Annotated in this window: 14 protein-coding genes and 1 pseudogene; 11 read left to right on the forward strand and 4 right to left on the reverse strand. The window is 24.7% G+C overall.

What is annotated here, in order from left to right:
- Positions 1-19: 19 nt before the first annotated feature.
- Positions 20-2,644 (reverse strand): DNA polymerase I, encoded by a 2,625-nt coding sequence (gene polA / locus AACL05_RS01710; protein ID WP_338962006.1) that lies wholly within the window; start codon positions 2,642-2,644, stop codon positions 20-22.
- A 905-nt stretch (positions 2,645-3,549) separates the two neighbouring features.
- On the opposite strand from polA, the gene AACL05_RS01715 reads away from it, so the two are divergent.
- The 3 genes from AACL05_RS01715 to AACL05_RS01725 all read left to right on the forward strand — a co-directional run bounded on the left by AACL05_RS01715 (position 3,550) and on the right by AACL05_RS01725 (position 6,559).
- A complete protein-coding gene (locus tag AACL05_RS01715) occupies positions 3,550-3,717 on the forward strand; it encodes a hypothetical protein (RefSeq protein ID WP_338962009.1) in 168 nt (55 codons plus the stop codon).
- A gap of 548 nt (positions 3,718-4,265) precedes the next feature.
- Entirely contained in the window at positions 4,266-4,889 is a 624-nt protein-coding gene (locus AACL05_RS01720; protein ID WP_338962012.1) for a hypothetical protein, read from the forward strand.
- 134 nt (positions 4,890-5,023) lie between these two features.
- Complete coding sequence (locus AACL05_RS01725) at positions 5,024-6,559, forward strand: ABC-F family ATP-binding cassette domain-containing protein (RefSeq protein WP_338962015.1); 1,536 nt, start codon at positions 5,024-5,026, stop codon at positions 6,557-6,559.
- Between the two features lie 102 nt (positions 6,560-6,661).
- On the opposite strand, the gene AACL05_RS01730 is transcribed toward AACL05_RS01725, so the two are convergent.
- Positions 6,662-6,934, reverse strand: a complete 273-nt coding sequence (locus AACL05_RS01730) for a hypothetical protein (protein ID WP_338962018.1) — start codon at positions 6,932-6,934, stop codon at positions 6,662-6,664.
- A 210-nt stretch (positions 6,935-7,144) separates the two neighbouring features.
- A complete protein-coding gene (locus tag AACL05_RS01735; RefSeq protein WP_338986149.1) occupies positions 7,145-9,268 on the reverse strand; it encodes a hypothetical protein in 2,124 nt (707 codons plus the stop codon).
- A gap of 324 nt (positions 9,269-9,592) precedes the next feature.
- Between AACL05_RS01735 and AACL05_RS01740 the strand changes: the two genes are divergently transcribed.
- Both AACL05_RS01740 and AACL05_RS08720 read left to right on the forward strand, forming a co-directional pair.
- Positions 9,593-14,320 (forward strand): ABC transporter permease, encoded by a 4,728-nt coding sequence (locus AACL05_RS01740; RefSeq protein WP_338986151.1) that lies wholly within the window; start codon positions 9,593-9,595, stop codon positions 14,318-14,320.
- Between the two features lie 252 nt (positions 14,321-14,572).
- Positions 14,573-14,740 (forward strand): annotated as a pseudogene (locus tag AACL05_RS08720) (DnaJ domain-containing protein); the annotation flags it as partial.
- Here AACL05_RS08720 and AACL05_RS01745 read toward each other — a convergent pair.
- Positions 14,737-15,687, reverse strand: a complete 951-nt coding sequence (locus tag AACL05_RS01745) for an IS30 family transposase (RefSeq protein ID WP_338960236.1) — start codon at positions 15,685-15,687, stop codon at positions 14,737-14,739. The pseudogene AACL05_RS08720 and the gene AACL05_RS01745 sit on opposite strands and share 4 nt — an antisense overlap.
- 40 nt (positions 15,688-15,727) lie before the next feature.
- Between AACL05_RS01745 and AACL05_RS01750 the strand changes: the two genes are divergently transcribed.
- From AACL05_RS01750 to AACL05_RS01775, 6 genes are all read left to right on the forward strand, one after another.
- Positions 15,728-16,165: an ankyrin repeat domain-containing protein gene (locus AACL05_RS01750; RefSeq protein ID WP_338986152.1), complete on the forward strand. Its 438-nt coding sequence runs from the start codon at positions 15,728-15,730 to the stop codon at positions 16,163-16,165.
- Positions 16,153-16,359, forward strand: coding sequence for a hypothetical protein (locus AACL05_RS01755; protein ID WP_338962026.1), 207 nt, complete (start codon positions 16,153-16,155; stop codon positions 16,357-16,359). The genes AACL05_RS01750 and AACL05_RS01755 overlap by 13 nt, the downstream gene beginning before the upstream one ends.
- A gap of 382 nt (positions 16,360-16,741) precedes the next feature.
- The gene (ftsY, locus tag AACL05_RS01760; RefSeq protein ID WP_281749505.1) at positions 16,742-17,725 is read left to right on the forward strand and encodes a signal recognition particle-docking protein FtsY; all 984 of its coding nucleotides are present in this window, start codon (positions 16,742-16,744) and stop codon (positions 17,723-17,725) included.
- On the forward strand, positions 17,718-18,032 hold the full coding sequence (gene ylxM, locus AACL05_RS01765) for a YlxM family DNA-binding protein (RefSeq protein ID WP_174481096.1): 315 nt from the start codon (positions 17,718-17,720) through the stop codon (positions 18,030-18,032). Before ftsY ends, ylxM begins: the two co-directional genes overlap by 8 nt.
- Positions 18,033-18,047: 15 nt before the next feature.
- Positions 18,048-18,875: a TIGR00282 family metallophosphoesterase gene (locus AACL05_RS01770; protein WP_174480992.1), complete on the forward strand. Its 828-nt coding sequence runs from the start codon at positions 18,048-18,050 to the stop codon at positions 18,873-18,875.
- Between the two features lie 30 nt (positions 18,876-18,905).
- Entirely contained in the window at positions 18,906-19,883 is a 978-nt protein-coding gene (locus AACL05_RS01775) for an alpha/beta fold hydrolase (protein WP_338962030.1), read from the forward strand.
- Positions 19,884-19,885: the final 2 nt, after the last annotated feature.

A 19,885-nucleotide genomic window follows, 5' to 3' on the forward strand; every position in this document is an offset into this window, starting at 1 on the left:
TTAATAAATTTTTAAAAATTTATTTTAATTCAAATCAGTTATCACCAATACTAGTATTAATTAATAAGGGAACTTTTAATTTAGTAACATTAGACATAATTTTAGTAATTTTAGTAATAACATCATTAACTTTATTATCTTCAACTTCAAAAATTAATTCATCATGAATTTGTGCAATTAATATTGCATCAATATTTTGTTTTTTTATTTCTTCATAAATTTTATTCATTGCTAATTTTAAAATATCAGCAGCACTACCTTGAATTGGCATGTTCATTGCTATTCGTTTACCAAAATTTTGAATCACCTTATTTTTATTTGTAATTTCCATTACTTCTCTTCTACGATTAAAAATTGTTTGAACGTATCGATTTTTTTCACAAAAATCAATTATATTATTAATATAACTTTTAATTTTTGGAAAAACCGAAAAATATTTATTAATAAATATTTTAGCATCTTCAACTTTAATTCCTATTTGTTGTGATAAACCAAAACTAGAAATGCCATAAACAATGCCAAAATTAATAGCTTTTGCATTTTGTCTTTGTTCGTTAGTAACTTCTGCTAAAGGTATATTTAATATTTTACTTGCAGTTTCGCGATGAATATCATGCTTTTGCTGAAAAGCTTTAATTAAATTTTCATCTTCACTAATATGAGCTAATATTCTTAATTCAATTTGCGAATAATCACAGGATAGTATTTTAGTATGTGGTTTGCTTGGAATAAAGATTTTGCGAACTTCTCTTTGCTTTTTATCGCGAATACTAATATTTTGCATATTAGGATCTAATGAAGATAACCTGCCAGTACTGGTTTGCACTTGATTATAAATGCTATGAATTTTACCATCATCAAAAATATATTTTTGTAAACCAAGTAAGTAAGTGGAATATAATTTTTGTAATTTACGATATTCTAAAAGAATATCGATGATTGGATGTTGATTTTTTAAACTAATTAAAACTTCAAAAGCAGTACTACCTTTTTTATAATTAGGTAATTTTAATTCTTTAAATAAGTATTCACTAATTTGTTTTGGTGAATTTGGATTTAAATTACTATTACTTTCTTTTTTAATTTGTAATTCTAAATCTTGGATTTTTAGTAAAGTTTTATCAGTTAGTAGTTTTAATTTTTTTTGATCAATGTTAACACCATTACACTCCATATTTACTAATACAAAAGCAGCAGGTAGTTCAATCTCTTGATATAAATTTCAGTTATTAGTATCTTTTAATTTTTTTATAAGAATGAGATGAGAATCTGTTAAAAAATTTAATTTTTTTTCTAAAAAAATAGCTATTTCTTTTTCATCATTGGGAATATTTTTTTTAATACCTTTGCCATAGAAATCATCAGCGCTTAAATTATCTTTAACATTGACATTAAGCATAACAGCAATGTTTTCTGGTAATATTTTTTCATTAGCATAAAGAAGGTAAGCAGCTAACATATGGTCAAAAATAATATTATTTATTATTAATTTTAAACGTAGTCCTGCGATAATAACCTTTTTTAAATCTCAAGTTATTTTTTGTAGTTTTTTATTTTGTAAGAAATGTTGAAAATTAGAACAATTAATTGCATTGATTTTATTAATATAAAATGTTCCTTTTTTATTTTTAATACCAAAACCAATAATATTATCACAATTATAATTATCACCAAAAATTTCTAATCATAAGTAATTTGAATCACAATTTCATTCTTGACTTCACTTATTTATAATTTGAACGTGAGATGTACTATTTTTATTAGTTTTAGGATTAGTGTCTTGTGTTAATAAAGAGTTCATATTATATTGTTTGTAAAAGTCTTGTAACTTTTCATTATTTAAATTTTCAACATTATAATTAAACGTTTCTAAATTACCAGTAATTGGTGTATTTAAATTAAGTTGTGCTAGTTGTTTACAAATAATACCATTATTAAAGTTAAGTTTAATTAGTTTACTAACATTTGGTTTTAATTGTTCTACATTTTCAATAATGTTTTCTAATGTGTCATATTCTTTTAATAAACTAATAGCAGTTTTTTGACCAATTCCTTTAATGCCAGGTAAATTATCAGAACTATCACCCATTAATCCCTTTAAATCGGTAACTTGATAAGGTAATAATTCATATTCTGATTGAAATGTAGAAATAGTAATAACCTTTAAATCACTCATCCCTTTTTGTGGATTAAGAATTTTAATATTGTTATCTAATAGTTGTAATAAATCTTTATCACTACTCATAATATCAATTTGATAATTACTAGCAACTTTATTTTTAACAATGCTGCCAATAATATCATCAGCTTCATAATTATTTATTTGTCCCCAAGGAATTTGTGCTAAGTCTAAAAATATTTTAACTAAATTAAATTGTTCAATTAACTCAACCGGAGTTTCACTTCTTTTTCCTTTATATGTTGCTAAAGTTTCATGACGAAATGTTTTACGACCAGCATCAAATGCAACAAAAACACTAGCATAGTTGTTAGATTTTAAGTACTTAGTCAGCATTCTAATAAAAGCATAGACGGCATTAGTTGGAATACCCTGTAGCGAATGTAGATTAACTCCTTGGTATGCAGTAGCATAATATGCTTTAAATAATAAATTATTACCATCAATAATTAATGCTTTTTTCATTTATTCACCTAATTTCATAAAATTATTATAACAATAAGTAAGTATAACTTCATATAAAATTAAAAAATTAGCATATAAAAAAAACAAGATTTTTTTCTTGCTATCGAACAATAATTAAGTTACAGATTTAATTGTGTAGAAAACATTATAAATATAAGGTTTTAGGGTTAATTTTAAGAGAATTATTATATTTATAGTGATTAGAGTTCTGTAACTTAATTATTTAAATATTAAGGATATTTATAAATAGATCCTTAAGTTTTATTATAACATTCAATTTTTAATTTTTAAATTCATTTTTTCTTTTTTATATATAAAAAACAAGAGCTTTTCAGCTCTTGTCTACACAAGAATTATTGCTAAGATAATATGTCATTTATAAAAAAAAAGGGGGGGTTATTTATAAATAAAATTTAAGGTTATTGGGGTTATAGAGTTTAAATTAGGGGTTTTAGATTAATTTTAAATTTTTATATTTAAAAATATTATAATTGAATAATGTTTTGACATATTACCTTAATTTTAAAGGACCTAGGCTATCTAAATCCTTATAAGAATAATAACAAATAATATTTAAATTGCAAGGAAATTTGTTATTATTTTTAGAAATAATTTATATTTTCAGTTTTTTTTCAAAAATATATTCATACTCTATATAAGTTTTTGATTTTTTTGATAAATATTTTTGGAAAAATTGCAATAATTTTACCTTACTTATCTTAATTTTATAAAAAATCTTAGTACATTAATGGAGTGTTTATTTTTAGTAAAAATTTTTACATATTATGAAATTTTTAAACACTAATAAAAGTAATAAAATAAAAAAGATATATAATGATGTCGGATATTTAATATTTAAAATGGAGAAAAAATATTCAAGTTTAAAGTAAGGAGAAAATTAAAAAATGTCAAACCCATGAAAAACAGAACCTAATGGCCCAACAGATTTAAGCAAAGTTGCTAAATGGGAAATTAATGATGTGAATGAAACTAGAGAAAGATGAAAAAGAGAAAAAGAAGAAGAAAAAAAACAACAAAAACAAAACAAAGCGGGATCTAGTTTGAAAAAATAAATTTGTTTTAAAAATTATATAAAATATAACAAGATGTTTGGTGTGTATATGAGTTTTTATTTAAACCTATTACTTTATTATTTTAAAGTAAATGGGTTTTTTATTTTTTAATCAAATAAGGAGAAAAAAATGAAACAGATATTAGCAAAAGCCATAAGTGATATTGTAAAAAAAGTCGATGAATTACTAGAGATGAACCTTTACATCAAAATAAAGAGAAAATACAGAGAGAATTAATAACATATAAAATAAAATCAGAAAATGATTTTGTATATAAAACAGAAATTAATAAGGATATTATAATTTATGAATATTTTTTTGAGAAAATAAAAGATAAAGATAATGGTCCTTGCATTGTGACGAGAATTTATTTTAGTAATGATGAGATATGAGAAAAGATAGTATATATTAATAATAAAGAAACTGATGTTGAATAAAAAATAATAGAACAATATAGAGTTTATTTTTGTAAAAAAGAACTTTTAGAAGAAAGTCAATTCATAAAAAATGAAAATGATAATCAAGTAGTTATTAGAAAAAAATCTATTTTGGATTTTAAAAATAAAGAAAATATTAATGGTGTCATTAATAATGATGAAAAGATTAAAGAAAGTAAAAATATTTTAGGTAAATTAGGTAGGTGAGTTGGAAAATTTTCTATTTTTACCCTTGAAACTTATCTTTTTGGGTTTGTTTCGGGAATTATTTCTGTTCTTGCTCTTAAAATTCCCTTTGCAATGGCTCTTTGTTGATGAACTCCTGCAGCTTTGGGAATAGCAACATTTACTGCTCTGCCTATAGGTTGATGTATAGTTTTAGCAATTGTAGCAGTATTAGGCGTTCAGTTACTAAAAGAATATGGAATTAAACCTTTATTAAAAAAAATGTGAAACTTGGTAGAATTAAAAAAAGCAAAAAAACTAGAAATGGAAGACTTAAAAGAAATAGATTTTCATAATATCAATTCTAGAGTTTTAAAAAACTATTTAAGTTCTCAAAAAAACATACCTTTTGATGAAATTAGACCAAGTTTTGAACAAAATATTAATATAATTAAAAATAGAAAATTGTCTCATCAAACTCAAGAAAAATTTGATGCAAAGAGTATTAATAATATTCCAATTTCAACTAATACTTGAAATAAAGTAAAATGTTTATTTCAATATAATTAATAAGTTAACAATTTTGTTGAAAATAATAAAATTTTAATCTATAAAATTAATACTATTTTCTCTTTTCTCTTATTTTATGGTTAATATTCATGTTATTATTACTAAGTAATTAAAAAATATTAATGAGGTATAAGATGAGTATTGTCACAATTGAGAATTTAACACATGCTAATGGTGGAAAAGTTTTATATAAAAACGCCACTTTACAAATTAATAAAGGTGAACATGTGGCATTAATTGGTATGAATGGTGTTGGTAAAACAACATTATTAAATATTATTAATGGAACAGTATCTGCAGATCATATTAATTTAAATATTCATCCTAAAATTAAAATTGGGTATTTGGATCAACATCAAGAGGTTAATTTAGAATTAACAGTTTTACAATATTTGCGTGAAAGTTATCAAAAACTTTTTGAACGCGAACAACAAATGGAAAACTTATATACAGAAATGGCTAATAATTATAGTGAAGAGTTATTAACGAAAGCAATGAAAATTCAAGATGAATTGACACACCAAGGATTTGATACTATTAGTAAAAAAATTGGTCGTTTAGTTGATGGATTGGGTATTAATTTACAACTTTTAGAACAAACTTTAGGTAGTTTAAGTGGTGGTCAAAGAGCAAAAGTGTTATTAGCAAAATTATTATTAAATGAAGATGATTTTTTATTACTTGATGAACCAACTAATTTTTTGGATATTGAACAAATTAATTGATTAACTAAGTTTTTACAAAATTACCCTAGTGCATTTTTATTGGTGTCACATGATCGTAATTTTATTAATACAACATGTAATATTATTTTTGATATTGATAATTATATGATTACTCGTTATGTTGGTAATTTTGAAAGTTTTTTAGAACAAAAAAGTTTACATCATCGTCAATATGAATCAGCATATTCAAATCAAAAGAAATTAATTGAAAAATTAGAAACTTATATTAGTAAAAATGCAGCACGTGCTTCGACTGCTAAAAGTGCTGAATCAAGAAGAAAACAATTATCCAAAATTAATGTTTTAGAAAAACAGCAAATCCAGTCTCCTCCAAAGTTTTATTTTAAGTATTATAAAACAACAAGTTCAATTGCTGTCCAAGCTAAAAACCTTGAAATAGGTTATCATAAACCATTAATTAAGCCGCTTACTTTTGTTATTAAGACTGGTAGTAAGTGAGTTGTTAAAGGGTATAATGGAATTGGTAAAACTACTTTCTTGCAAACGTTAGCTGGTAATATTCCAGCACTTGCTGGAAATATTAATTTAGATGATCGAATGCAAGTAGCGTATTTTCATCAAACTGAAGTAATGACTAGTACTACTCCATTTAATTATTTAAAAGAGTTAGATATTAAATTAAATGATGTTGAGATTAGAAGAATTTTAGCAAGTTTTGGTTTGCGTAGTAATTTAGTAATGAAACCAATGAACTTACTTTCTGGTGGTGAACAAACTAAGGTTAGATTAGCAGCATTGGCATTAAAACCTTATAACTTATTAATTTTAGATGAGCCAACTAATCATATTGATGTTTTAGCTAAAGAGTCTTTATTAAAAGCATTGCAAGAATTTGAAGGCACTGTATTATTGACAACTCATGATACTAATTTTAATAATAGTTGAGTTGATGGGGTTTTAGATTTTGAAAAATTAACAAATTAGTGAAATTAAAATAGTTATTTTTAATATTTAATTTATACATTTAAACAAATAAAAAAAACTTATAACTAAATCTTAGTTATAAGTTTTTTTTATTTGTTTAAATTATCCTTTACGATTACGGTCGTCACGGTCTCGTCTGCTAAATCCACCACTGTTTCCTCAACTAGAATCACCACGGTCAGAACGTGGTCTAAAGTTTCCACGATCAGAAGAATTTCTATCCCCTTGTGTTCTTGCTCCACGTTCAACAAAACGTTTTTCACGTTCTTCTGTGATTTTTACAAGTGTTGTTAAACTTGCATTAATAGTAATTACTGTTTCTTTTAAAACTTTAATTTCTTCTAATAATGCTTCTATTGTTTGATTGTTTTCCATTAACAATGCCTCTTCTTTCTGGCGCCTAATTGATAAATCTGATAATAATATCTGATATAATGAGATTAATAAGCACTTAATTAAGTATAGCATTAAAATTAAAATTGTATAGTATATAGTCATATATTTTATAGTTAAAAATAATTATTATTATGATAACTATTATTTTTTTATTAAATATCTAGTAAATAATACATTAAAATTAGTTTTTTATTTTACTAAAGTAATACTTTTAAATTTAAAAGTACGTATACCTTGAAAATCAATTAAATTTTCAATATCAATAGCAGTGATAATAAAATGATATGTAGTGTTTTTAATTTTATATGTAAAATCATATTTTAAATTAATTGTTTCGATATTATTGATGGTAGTTTTAGTCATAGTAATATTAGAAGTATTACCTATTTTTTTATTAATGCCGGTTGTGTTATCAGCATCAAAATAAACTTCATAGTTATCTTTAATTCATTGATTATTATTAGCAGTAATAATATTTTTAATTCCTAATTTATGACTTTCATCAGTAGTACCAAGTAATAAATTTAAGATATTATTTAGTTGACTGTTTGGTTCAAGCATAGTTTTTTGTAAAATATCAAGTATTGAACCCTGAGTAAAAGTTGGATATTCTGGATCATCTTTATTAATGTGTCCACCTAATGATTTATATAATTCTTCGACATCGGTTGCTGTTACATCACTTTTATTAATTATGTTTTTTAGAGTAACAATAGTATCATTTTTAAGAATTATTAAGAGACCAGTAGTATTATTAAATAAAAAATTCTCTAAATCTTGTAGATCAATATTAATACCTTCATTACCTGGGTATTGTTCTGAAATTTTGGTAATTAGATCAGTAATACTAGTAATAATGTTTTTAACACTATCTGTATTAATTGCTTTGATAATGGTATCAATTAATGGACTAGGATCATATGCACTATCACCAATAAGCCCGCCTAAGGTTAAATTTGCTGATATAGGTAAAGGACCAATTTTAACTTTTAAATTAAGTTTAACATCATAAAGAAATGTATCGAAACCACGAGTTTCTGCTGTAGTTTTACCAAATACGGTTAGAAGTATTTGTTTTAATTTTTCTGGTTGGTTAATTAAAGATTTTATAGTATTGATAATGTCAAGTAAATTATAGCTACCAGCACTTGGCTTTGATGGATAATCATTACCAATTGTTAAGTTTTTAACACCTTCAGTAATATCGGGCATATCTAATATTCATTTTTTAATAACCGGAATAATTGCTTCAATAATTGTTAAGATATAAAGTGGGTTAGTTAAAAGATAGGGAAAGTATTTTTCAATATCAGCAAAAAATCCTTTATCATCAGATTGAACATCCGGTGGATTTATACCATTAACAGTTATATATTCTGAAAGAATATTACCTAAATACCTTGGAGTTTTACCATCTTTACCAAAAATTTTATTGTCTTCACTCATTTTTCAAAACAAGTAATTAATTAAAGTGCCACCATGATATAAATCATAATCTTGTTTTGATTTTCAATTTTCAACTTTATGACCAGGAAATTGACCAAAACTTGGACTTATTTTTCATTTTCCATCATCATTTCAAGCGCTATAAGGTTGACCACTATCATCTTTTCAATTATTCATAAACTTAGTTAATGTTTCTTCATCAGTGGGTGTAGAAGTTTGTTGATCAGATCAACTGCCATTGACTAAATTACCAAATATTCTAGTTAGCGGATTTAAAAAATTAGAACCATAGTTATTAATTAAATTAGCAACTAATTGTAATCCAGCTGGTAAACTGCTTAAGTCACCTTGTAATGATTTTAAAAAACTAGAAATGGGGTTCATACCAGCACCTACAACTATATTTTCTAATTGCGGGTTAGCCATAATTGATATAGTTCTAATATAATCAAGTGATGAAAAAACATCATTAACTTGCTTTTTACTATTGATGGTTTTAGTTAATTCACCTGTTCCAGAAGCTTTAAAAAAATTATCAGGATCAAAGTTATTTACATCAATTTTTCCATTTTTCCCTCAACGTGTTTGTAAATCACCTCAATTATTTAAACTAGTATTTTTAGTTAAATTATTAATACTATTAATTTTAATTTTTCCCATAATATCATCATTAGTACTACTAGTATCAGCACCTAACTCTTTTGACATAACCATACTTTTAATTAAAGCAGAAGTTTGGTCAGCAAAACTTTTAGCGATACTATTAGTTACACGGTTAACATAAAAATTAAAGGTACAAGCCGATAGAGGTAAAATAGTGGCACTTGCTATTAAGATAATTCCTAACTTGGTAAATACTTTTTTCATAGCAGTTCTCCTTAAATAAAGTGTTATTTTTGTCAATTTTATTTTACTAAAATTTAATATATTTAACTCTGAAAATAATTAAATTCATTTCTTACAAATTGTATCATTAGTTATTTTAATTTTAAAATTTATTTAAATAAACAATTTAAATATGGTAATATATCAAACAGAGAAAAATTAAACATTATAAAAACTATCTATTATTTATTTTAAAATTATCCTATATATTAATTTTGTATAAGTGTGATATTATTAATCCATATGTGAACTTAATAATTAAAATTAAATGCAAAATTTTAATTTCAGGAATTAGGGAGAACTGTAATGGCAAGGTTAAATAAACGCGAAAAAGCGAATAATAAAAAAATGGTATCTACTAATAAGAAATCAAAAAAAAGTTTATTTAAGAATGCGTTACTATTAAAGCAGACTTTAGTTGCTACATGAAAAAGTAAATTACAATTAGTTATTTTACTATTACTTACTGCTTTTGCAACTTCGTTGGTTACTGGAAGTTGAATATCATACGTTAGAATGATTGAAGGAAGTAATCAATTAGGATTAAATGATCTTAAGTTTGATGCTGTTTTACCTTATTCACCAGTGTCACAAGGTATTAAACAAATTGCTAATCAAGCTTTTAGTTTAAAGTTAGGTCGATTTTATGTTCAAGATGGAACTAATAGTAAAAGTACTAAAGCGCTTTATTTTGATGATACAAAAATAGGTACAGATCAAGAAATACTACCAATCACTAAAGATAACTTAACTATTGATTATACTCGTGATAATACAGGCAATATTACTGGGTTTAATGATATAAGATGAACAAATCCGGATAATCCTTTAGTTTTTAATTTGAATAATAATAATGTTAAAGCAAGCATCTATGGTCAATTATTATTAAAATCAAAAAATGCTGCTAATGAAAATTTAAAAAACCATTTTAAAACAGCAACAGATGATTTATATCGTGATGTTTTTTTAAAAAAAACAGCACCCAATATTCTTCAATCTATTAATACTTTTATTAAGGAATGGATTACAAAACATTCAACAGATCCGATATTAAAGGAAACTGATAATGATAAAGTTACCACTTGAATTTTAGAAAATAAAATAAATTTTAGATCTTCTTCTAATGATGCTACTATTCCTGATAGTGTTAATTTGCAAGATCCAACAGAAAGAAATGAACTTTTTATTAAAGTAGTTAAGGAAACTGAACCTGATCCAAGATTAGATAATGATTATGGTATGAATGGTCAATGAATGAGAATTTATCGTAATTTTTCTGTAACAGAATCAGATAGTAATATTTATACTAATTTTACTAATACTTCTATTGGTTATCATTCACCTTTTAACTATAATGTGATTAGTGATGGCACTGAAAGAGATGCATTTTCTACATATTTAATTCGTGCGGTTGCAGCATTACAAATGCGTGATTTATATGTTCGTAATCAATTTACTGCCAGTGCTGGAGTAATTAATAATACTCAAATTAATACTAAAATTATTGATATTGGTTTACCTAATGCTTTAAATCATACTAATCTAAAAGTATTTGAAGGTGTTGCACCAACAAGTAAAAATGAAATAGTTATTACGCCACAATATGCAAGAAAAAATAAAAGTAATAAAGCGTATAAACCAGGCGATCATATTAATATTAATGGTACTGACTTTATTGTTAGTGGTATTGGTGGTGATGCTTATGATATTTATCCAACGATTAGTGACTTAGATCCAATTCCTAATACAAGAACTGAATTTATTGCTTATGTTACACCTTCAGCATGAAATGATGGAAATTGATATAAGACAGCAGATAAAACCGATAATACTTTAATGTATTTTACAAAATGAAATAATATTCCTAAAAATAGTATTCATGAATTTGATGTTGATTTATTTAATGATTTTTTTCAAAAAACAATATTTAGTGATAATGGTGTTAGTGATTTAAATCAATATGATTATAATAAGTATTTAGTTGAGAAATATGGTAATACAGATTCAACACCACAATCATCTTCTACATACCTTATTAATCCAAATCCTGTAGTTACAAGTAGTAATAGTCAGTTTTCGCTTTATAATAGTAAAGAAAAGATATTTAATTCAGCAATAATTGGATTTTTATTTGCAGCAATAGCAGGAGTATTATTTTTACTAGCGGTTGTTATTTTTATCACCACTTTAATTGTTAAAAAGGCAATCCAACATGGACAAGTTTCAATGGGTATTTTAAAATCAATAGGTTATAAAACATGACAAATTACGATTTCTTATTTGGCATATCCATTATTAACGCTATTAATTGCAATTCCAATTGGCTGAATTGTTGGTCTTGTAATTCAGGTATATTTAACTGAGATTTTTAATACTTTATTTGTTTTACCATATAATGTTTTTAACTTTGATGTTGTTCCATTATTTATTTCAATTGTTTTAATTATTGGTTTTATTACAATTGTTACTTTATTAACTGCCTTTCGTCTTTTAAAACGTGATCCTTTATTTTTAATTAAAAAAGATAGTGATTTAGCTTTAGGTGTTCCTAAAAATAGAACTAGCAAGTTTTTACAAAATAATTTTCGTCTTCGTTTTTTATTATCATTGTCAAAAACTAGTTGAAAAAAGATTTTAGTTACTTCGGGAGTTATTACTTTAGCTTCACTTTCAATTGTAGCAACAACACTAGTTCCTGCCACTATTAATAGCTTAAAAGTTAATTATTTCAAAACTCAAAAATATAAAAATTATTATGAGTATCAAACACCAATGCCGAATATGCCGATGAGTAAATATGGATTATATTCATGAGATTTTTTTAATCGACCAAGTGGTGAGAAGTATTATCCAACTTATGGTGCTATGCCTTGACCTGAAGATAAAATTGTTTATGATGAGAAAAAGGCACGTGTTGGATGATATAATCCATTATTGTTTAAAAAAGAAAAATTAACTAATAATTTTGCTGATATTTTTACTTTTGATTCATCTTTTCCTGAATCTGAAAGAGCAGAGTTTATAAAAAAAATGTCCTCTTATTATCAAGAACAATCAACAGGGACATTAGATCTTAATGATTTAGTTTGATCATATAGTTGATTAGGTGGCAAAGCTTTTAGTAATCAGTTAATAACTGATTTAAGTAAAGAAGATAATACACCATCAAAAATATTTTCATATAATATTGTTAATTTTGCAAGTGGTCAATTACCTAATATTTTGCAAGTTTCCAATCCTGGAGTGCCACCTGGTCCAGAGGCAATTAAAGAAATTTTAAAGCAAGTATTACCGGGCTTTGTTCGTCAGAGTATTGATAGTTTGCCAAGACCTAATATTAAAGAAGATCCTTATGATTATTTTAGTATTGGTCATAATTCTATTGCTTTTAATCCAAAAACTACTAATAATGGCGATATTAATGGACCAGATGAAGAATTAGTAACACAGTTTAAAGTTGGTGTTGATGAAAGTACAAAAATTGCTAAAAAAGAACTAATGGATGTTATTGGGATTAATCCCAATACTGCAATGTTAGTATTAAAAAATGATGAAGTTAAAGCTTTAAAATATAATGCTAATGCTAATGCTATTCCAATGGTTATCAATCGTGCTTTTCAATCTAAATTTGGATTAGATGTTGGTTCACAATTTAGTGGTGTACCACAAGTTAATACTTTATGTTATAAAAATATTGATGGTAAAAGTATTCCTTTACCAAAAGAAAATTGATATTACGGTGAAACACCACCAACAGATTCTTATACTACAAATGGTGGCATCTGATCAAAAAGTGGAACAAAATGAAATTATCGTGGTGATCAAAAAATAAAATTATCTGATAATAGTAAAGAATATAGGGATATCCATGGTACTAGGTATAATGGTATGTATAATGAAAAAGGACAACCAATTATAAATAATGAACCTAGTACTTGAAATAATGTTAATGATATTTGATTAAAATTGCCTTCTGATATTAGTGGTAGTGCTAAAACTGGTAAAATTCCAATAGCTGATAATGCTAAAACTATTGATTTTGATTTATCACGTATTTCCGATTCAACAGGTAAATGAATTAGACCTTTTTCATATGATTTGGTAAAGCCATATAATGGATTTGATCCTAAAGATCCATTAAGTATTTTATTAAACCGCCCAGCAGAATGATTTATGGGAATGGTTAATAATAATATTTTAACTAAAGAAAATAATATTAATGCTGATAGTTTACAAGCAGATATTAAAAATAACATGCCAACATGATGAAAAAATATTACGGGTAATGATAATCCACTTCATACATATCAAGTTGTGGGAATTCAAGATTCTTATGATACTCCTAAAGCCTATGTTGATCAAAAATGAGCTAATGAAATTATGGGTTATAGTTATATTGATGATAATCCTTATTATTCAGGAACGGATGTATTTCAATGATTTAATGGTAAGTTAAGTGCTAATGCTAATGTTTTTGATTTAATTGGAAGAATGAGTTTTAAATCAAATTTAGATGATTATACTATTTATGCAACCACTAGTTTAAGTGGTAATCAAAATATACCAATGGTTAAAAAAAATTATTTATTATCAAGACAACAAGCAATGCTTACTAAAATATCAGATATTGCTTTCAGTGCTAGTGCTTTATTTATTGTGACAACGATTATTTGTTCAATATTAATTGTTATTATGATTACTGATTTATTTACCGATCAATTTCGTCGTTTTATGGCTCATATGAAAGCAGAAGGATATACTAATTTAGAAATTAATTCTTTTACTTTAGGTATTTTTACACCTTGAGCATTACTTGGTTATATTGTAGGGTTTGCCCTAGGTTACCTTGCTATTTATGGTTTAATTAATATTCTTATTAGTTTTGTTGGTGTGGCTTTACCATTTACAATAACATGATGAATATTACCAGTAAGTTTTATCATAATTGGTGGTATATATATATCAACATTTATTATTAATAATCATGAATTAAATAAAATGAATTTAATTGAATTATTAAAATCTGATGAATAAAATAAAGTTCACTAAAGAATGTTTGGTAAATTTAAATATTTAAATTTACCAAATTAATAGTCAAATATGTATACTTTATTTGAAAACTAAATATTGTTTTTAACTCATTACTTTATTTTTAAAGTAAATGGGTTTTTTAATTTGAAAGGAGAAAAAAAGAATTTTGAAAGATGAATCATTAATTTTTAATTATTATGATATATTAAATGTATTACCAACAGCATCAGTAGCAGAAATTAAAAAAAATTCAAACAGACTGCTCTAAAAACTCATCCAGATAAAAATAATAATCCTCAATCAAAACTTAAAATGCAAGAATTGAATGAAGCAAAAAGAATATTAACAGATGAAAACTTAAGAAAAGTTTTTGATCAAAAACTTTTTATTTACTTGCTAAATTGTAAAGGTAAGTGCAACTAAATTATTTTTCTATCCAAATATTCGATTGGTGAAAGATAATTTAGTATTTTTCTTGGTCTTTGGTTTAAAGACAATATAAATTTATGAACTTCATTTTTATTAGTTTTTGAAAAAATAAATTTTTTAGGAAATTTTTCTCTAATTAAACCATTAGTATTTTCATTAGTACCTCTTTGTCAAGGTGAATATGGATTGGCAAAATAAATTTTTATATCTAAATTTTTTTCAAGTTGTTGTCAATTTGAAAATTCTTTGCCACGATCAAAAGTAATAGTTTTAACAATGTTTTTAGGAAGAATTGATAAATAATAACTAACATTTTTATTAATAACTTTAGTAGTTCTGTTTTTAACTAATATTGCTAAAGTAAATCGTGATACTCTTTCAACTAAAGTTATTAAACATGATTTGCTTTTACCTCGTGATGATACTATAGTATCTCCTTCTCAATGACCAAGTGTTATACGATCATTAACATTTATATCTCGTTCTTTAATTGATTTACCATTAAACTTGCCACGATTTTCTTTAGATTTTCGTTTTTTACCTTTTCTTCTTAAATTTTTACTAGTAACTTTATCAAGCATTCCAAAATAAATTCAAGTATAAATTGTTTTAAAACTAATAACTCACTCTTTATGAAAATTTTTAATTCTGCCATAAATTTGTTCAGGTGATCAACCTAATAGTAATTTTTGTTGTACATATTTTACTAAATTCTTATTTTTAAACTTATGAAAACTAATATGTGATTGTTTTCGATTTTCAGCTTTATTTTGTGCAATTAATGAAAAATAATGATTATTATCTTTATTTCTATTAATTTCTCGAATAATAGTACTAATACTTCGATTAAGATTTTTAGCTATTTCACTAATTTTAAATTTAAATTTCAATTGATTCTCAATATAAATCCTTTCATCTATGCCAAGATGTTTATAACTCATATAAAAACTCCTTACTTTTTTCTAAACTAAATTTAGCATTATGAAATTTTTATATGAGAATTTTTTGCAATTTTATTTACTTGCACTTACAAGTATAACTCAGCACTTTTTAAAAAATGGTAATAATAAGGTAGTTATTTATTTTCTTACTAATAAAGTAAATAATTTAAATATAAATGAAAAAGATAATTCTGGTAATACTCCTTTACATTATGCATGTTTTCATAATTTTTTAGAAACTGCAGATCTATTAATTAAATATGGTGCTAATATAAATGCCAAAAATAATAGAGATAATACTCCTTTACATTATGCTATAATGGGTAATGCTGATTTAAAATTTATTAATTTATTAGTTGAAAAAGGTGCTAATTTTATTGAGAAAGATAAAATGGGTAATGATAGTTTATCTTTTGCCAAAGATTTTTCAAAAGATAAGAAAGTTTCTGAATTTTTTTTAAAAAAATGAAAAAATTAAAAATAAAACAAAATCAAAAAAATTTATTAAATATAACTAAAAAAATTACCAATATTGAAAGAGATATTGCACGTTTTGAACAGAAAAAAATAAATTCAGTGTTAAATTATATTATTATTATTTTTACTTTTGGTTGTGTTAATAAGAACAAAGATATAAATAAGGATATTTTAATTAAAACTGATCAACTTTAAAATTTATTATTAGAAAAAGAAATTGCTAATAATGAGAAACATGTATTTGAAGAAAAAATCAACCGATTAAGTTTTAATAAAACTAAAAAAATAAATGCAATGGATTTACAAAATCAACCTTCAACAAGTGGATATAAACCATCAAATTCATCATGTATTTAATAAAACAAGTTAAAAAGATTGCAAAAGCAATCTTTTATTTTTAGTTAAAATCAAGAAAAATTGATTGATATTTTTTGGATTTATTATTAAATTAAAATATAATAAATTACTTATTAAATAAAACTTTTAAATCGTACTATTAATATTTTAATAAAATTAAAGTATTAATGTCATAAATAACTAGTTATTTATTGGTATAATAAACAATGTAGGTGAAAATATGGCATTTTTTAAAAATTTAAAGACAAAATTATTTGGTCAAAAGACAACTAAATATGATCAGGGCCTTAAAAAGTCAAGAACATTATTTGCATCTAAAATTAAAGCATTAGCAGCGCGTTATCATCAACTTGATGAACAATATTTTGAAGAATTAACTGAAGTATTAATTTTAGCAGATGTTGGATACAAAATGGCAGAAACTATTACTGATGAAATTCGTCATGAAGCCAAAATCCAAAAATTAACAAAACCAAAAGATATTAATGATATTATTATTGATAAAATGTTTGTTATTTATACTGATGGTCAGTTGGTTTCTACAAGATTAAATTTTAGTAGTAATAATATTTCGTTATTTTTAGTTGTTGGTGTTAATGGTAATGGTAAGACAACATCAGCAGCTAAATTAGCAGCTAAATTAAAGACACAAGGTAAAAAACCAATTCTAGTTGCTGCTGATACTTTTCGTGCTGGTGCAGTTGAACAATTACAAATTTGAGCAGAAAGAATTGGCATTCCTTGTTATTTAGGAACACCAAAGCAAGATCCAGCTAGTGTTGTTTATGCTGGAGTTGAAGCAGCTAAATCTGAAGGTTGTGATGTTATTATTGTTGATACGGCAGGAAGATTAGAAAATAAAGTTAATTTGATGCAGGAGTTAAAAAAGATTAATAAAATTATTACTCAGAAATTAGGACATGAAGCTAATGAAACATTGTTAGTAATTGATGGTACAACTGGACAAAACGGTATTAATCAAGCGCAAGAATTTATGAAAATTGTTTCTTTGACTGGCATTATTTTAACAAAAATGGATGGCACTGCTAAAGGTGGTATTATTCTTGCTATTAAGGAAGAATTAGATATTCCTGTTAAATTAATGGGTTTTGGTGAAGGTATTAATGACTTGGAAGAGTTTGATTTAGATAAGTATATTTTTAGTTTAACAAGTGATTTGTTTGTGGAGTATGAAAATGAATAGTTTAGAAAAACAAGTTTTATATTATAGTTTATTTGCTTTTTATAATACATTATTAACAGCAAAACAAAAACAATATTTTACAAATTACTTTATTGAGAATTTATCTTTACAAGAAATCGCTGATTTACAAAAAGTATCACGAACGGCTGTTCATGATAGTCTACAAAAAGTTATTATTTTATTAAATAAATATGAAAGTAAGTTGCATCTTTATGAAAAATATAAACAACGACAAGTAATATATGAAAAATATACGGAAAAGTATAATTTTATTAAAGTTTTACAAGAAATTGATAAAATAGAATAAAGCAGGTGGAAATTAATGAAAATTTTAATAATTGGTGATATTTACAGTATTGTTGGTAGACAAATGGTTAAATATTGAATTCCTAAAATAAAAAAGGAATATGAAAATCAATTTAAGATTGATTTAGTAGTTGCGAATGGTGAAAATACTACGCATGGTAAATCATTATGTAAAAAACACTATGATGAATTAAAAAATGCTGGTATTGATATTATTACTACCGGTAATCATATTTTTGGTCATCCTGATGTTGCTAAGTATATTAATACAACTCCCGATTTATTGCGTCCTTTAAATTATAATCCTTATCATCCAGGTAATGGTACAATTTTAGTTAAAGTTGGTAATAAAAAAGTGCGTGTAACAAACTTAATTGGTCGTACTTTCATGGATAAATCTGATAATCCTTATTTTGCTCTTGAACAACTTATTACGATTGATAAACAAAATAGTGAAGAAAAAAGTGACATTCATATTATTGATTTTCATGCTGAAGCAACAGCGGAAAAGTTATCTTTTGCTTGAAATTTTGATGGTCAAGTTACTTGTGTGGTAGGAACTCATACTCATGTTCAAACAGCAGATAATCGTTTATTACCAAAAGGTACCGCTTTTATTAGTGATGTTGGAATGACAGGTCCGTTTTATTCTATTATTGGTGCTAAAGCTGAAGAAGTTATTATTCGTGATAAAAAAAGTATGCCGGCAAAATTTAGTCCAGCAGATGGTGAAGGTCAATTTTCAGCTGTTTTATTAACTATTAATGATGAAACAAATAAAGCACAAAAAATTGAACGTATTTTTATTCATCCACAAGCACCTAATTTTAAAATTTACGAATAATTACAAATATAGGAAGGGACTAACTTTAACATGATATGAAACAATGCTAATTTTTTTACTGAACAAAATGGTTTATATTCGATTTTAATTGGGATTAGTATATTAGTAATTTTAAGAATTTTATTAATGGCAAAAATTAAAGACAATGTTCATGTACAACAAGCTGCTGAAATACGAGAAAAGGTAATTATTTTACGTGATGGTTATGAAGTAAAATTATTTAAGCAAATGGTTGATAAAAGTACAGTCATTATTATTGGTGCTCATGGCTTGCAAGGTCAAAAAGATGATTTTAAATTACTAAGTTCTTTTTGTAAAAAATCACAACTATCTTTGATTACTTATGATCGAAGAGGTAATGGTAAAAATGGACAAGATTGAAAATTTAAATCATTAGGTACTGATATTAATGATTTAAAAGATATAATAAGTGCAGTAAAATCTAAATATCCCAATCAAAAAATTATTGTTTTTGGTGAATCATTAGGCGCAGCTATTGCTAGTCATGCTGTTAAAAATAATTCACAAGTATCAGCATTAATTACTAGTAATTTAGTGACTAAAAAAAATCTTTATCAATTTTCATTAAGTTTTATTATTTGTTTTTGTTTTGCTTTTATTTTTAATTCTAATATTCAAATGCCAATCTATGTTGAAAATCAAGATATTTCTAGTAATAATGCTCATATTACTAATATAAATCAAAGATATAGTAATCGTCAAAATTGATCATTACGTTTTTTACTACAATTTAAAAAAATTAATAAAAAAAGTATAATGGAAATTAGTAATTCAAAACTTCCAACGTTAATCTTGCAAAGCGCTGATGATGTATTTAGTGATTTTCATCAACTTAAAATTAATAAAAAATATTGGAAGAAACATCATAGTTATGTTTTTATTTTTGATGGTAAACATGCTTTAATTAATGAACCTAATATTAAAGATATATTTGATAATGAAATTATGCCATGAATTACAAAAAATATTTTACTTGAGAAAGGTTAAAA

Source organism: Spiroplasma endosymbiont of Thecophora atra (genome assembly GCF_964019735.1).
In the GTDB taxonomy this organism is placed as follows: domain Bacteria; phylum Bacillota_I; class Bacilli_A; order Mycoplasmatales; family VBWQ01; genus Spiroplasma_E; species Spiroplasma_E ixodetis_A.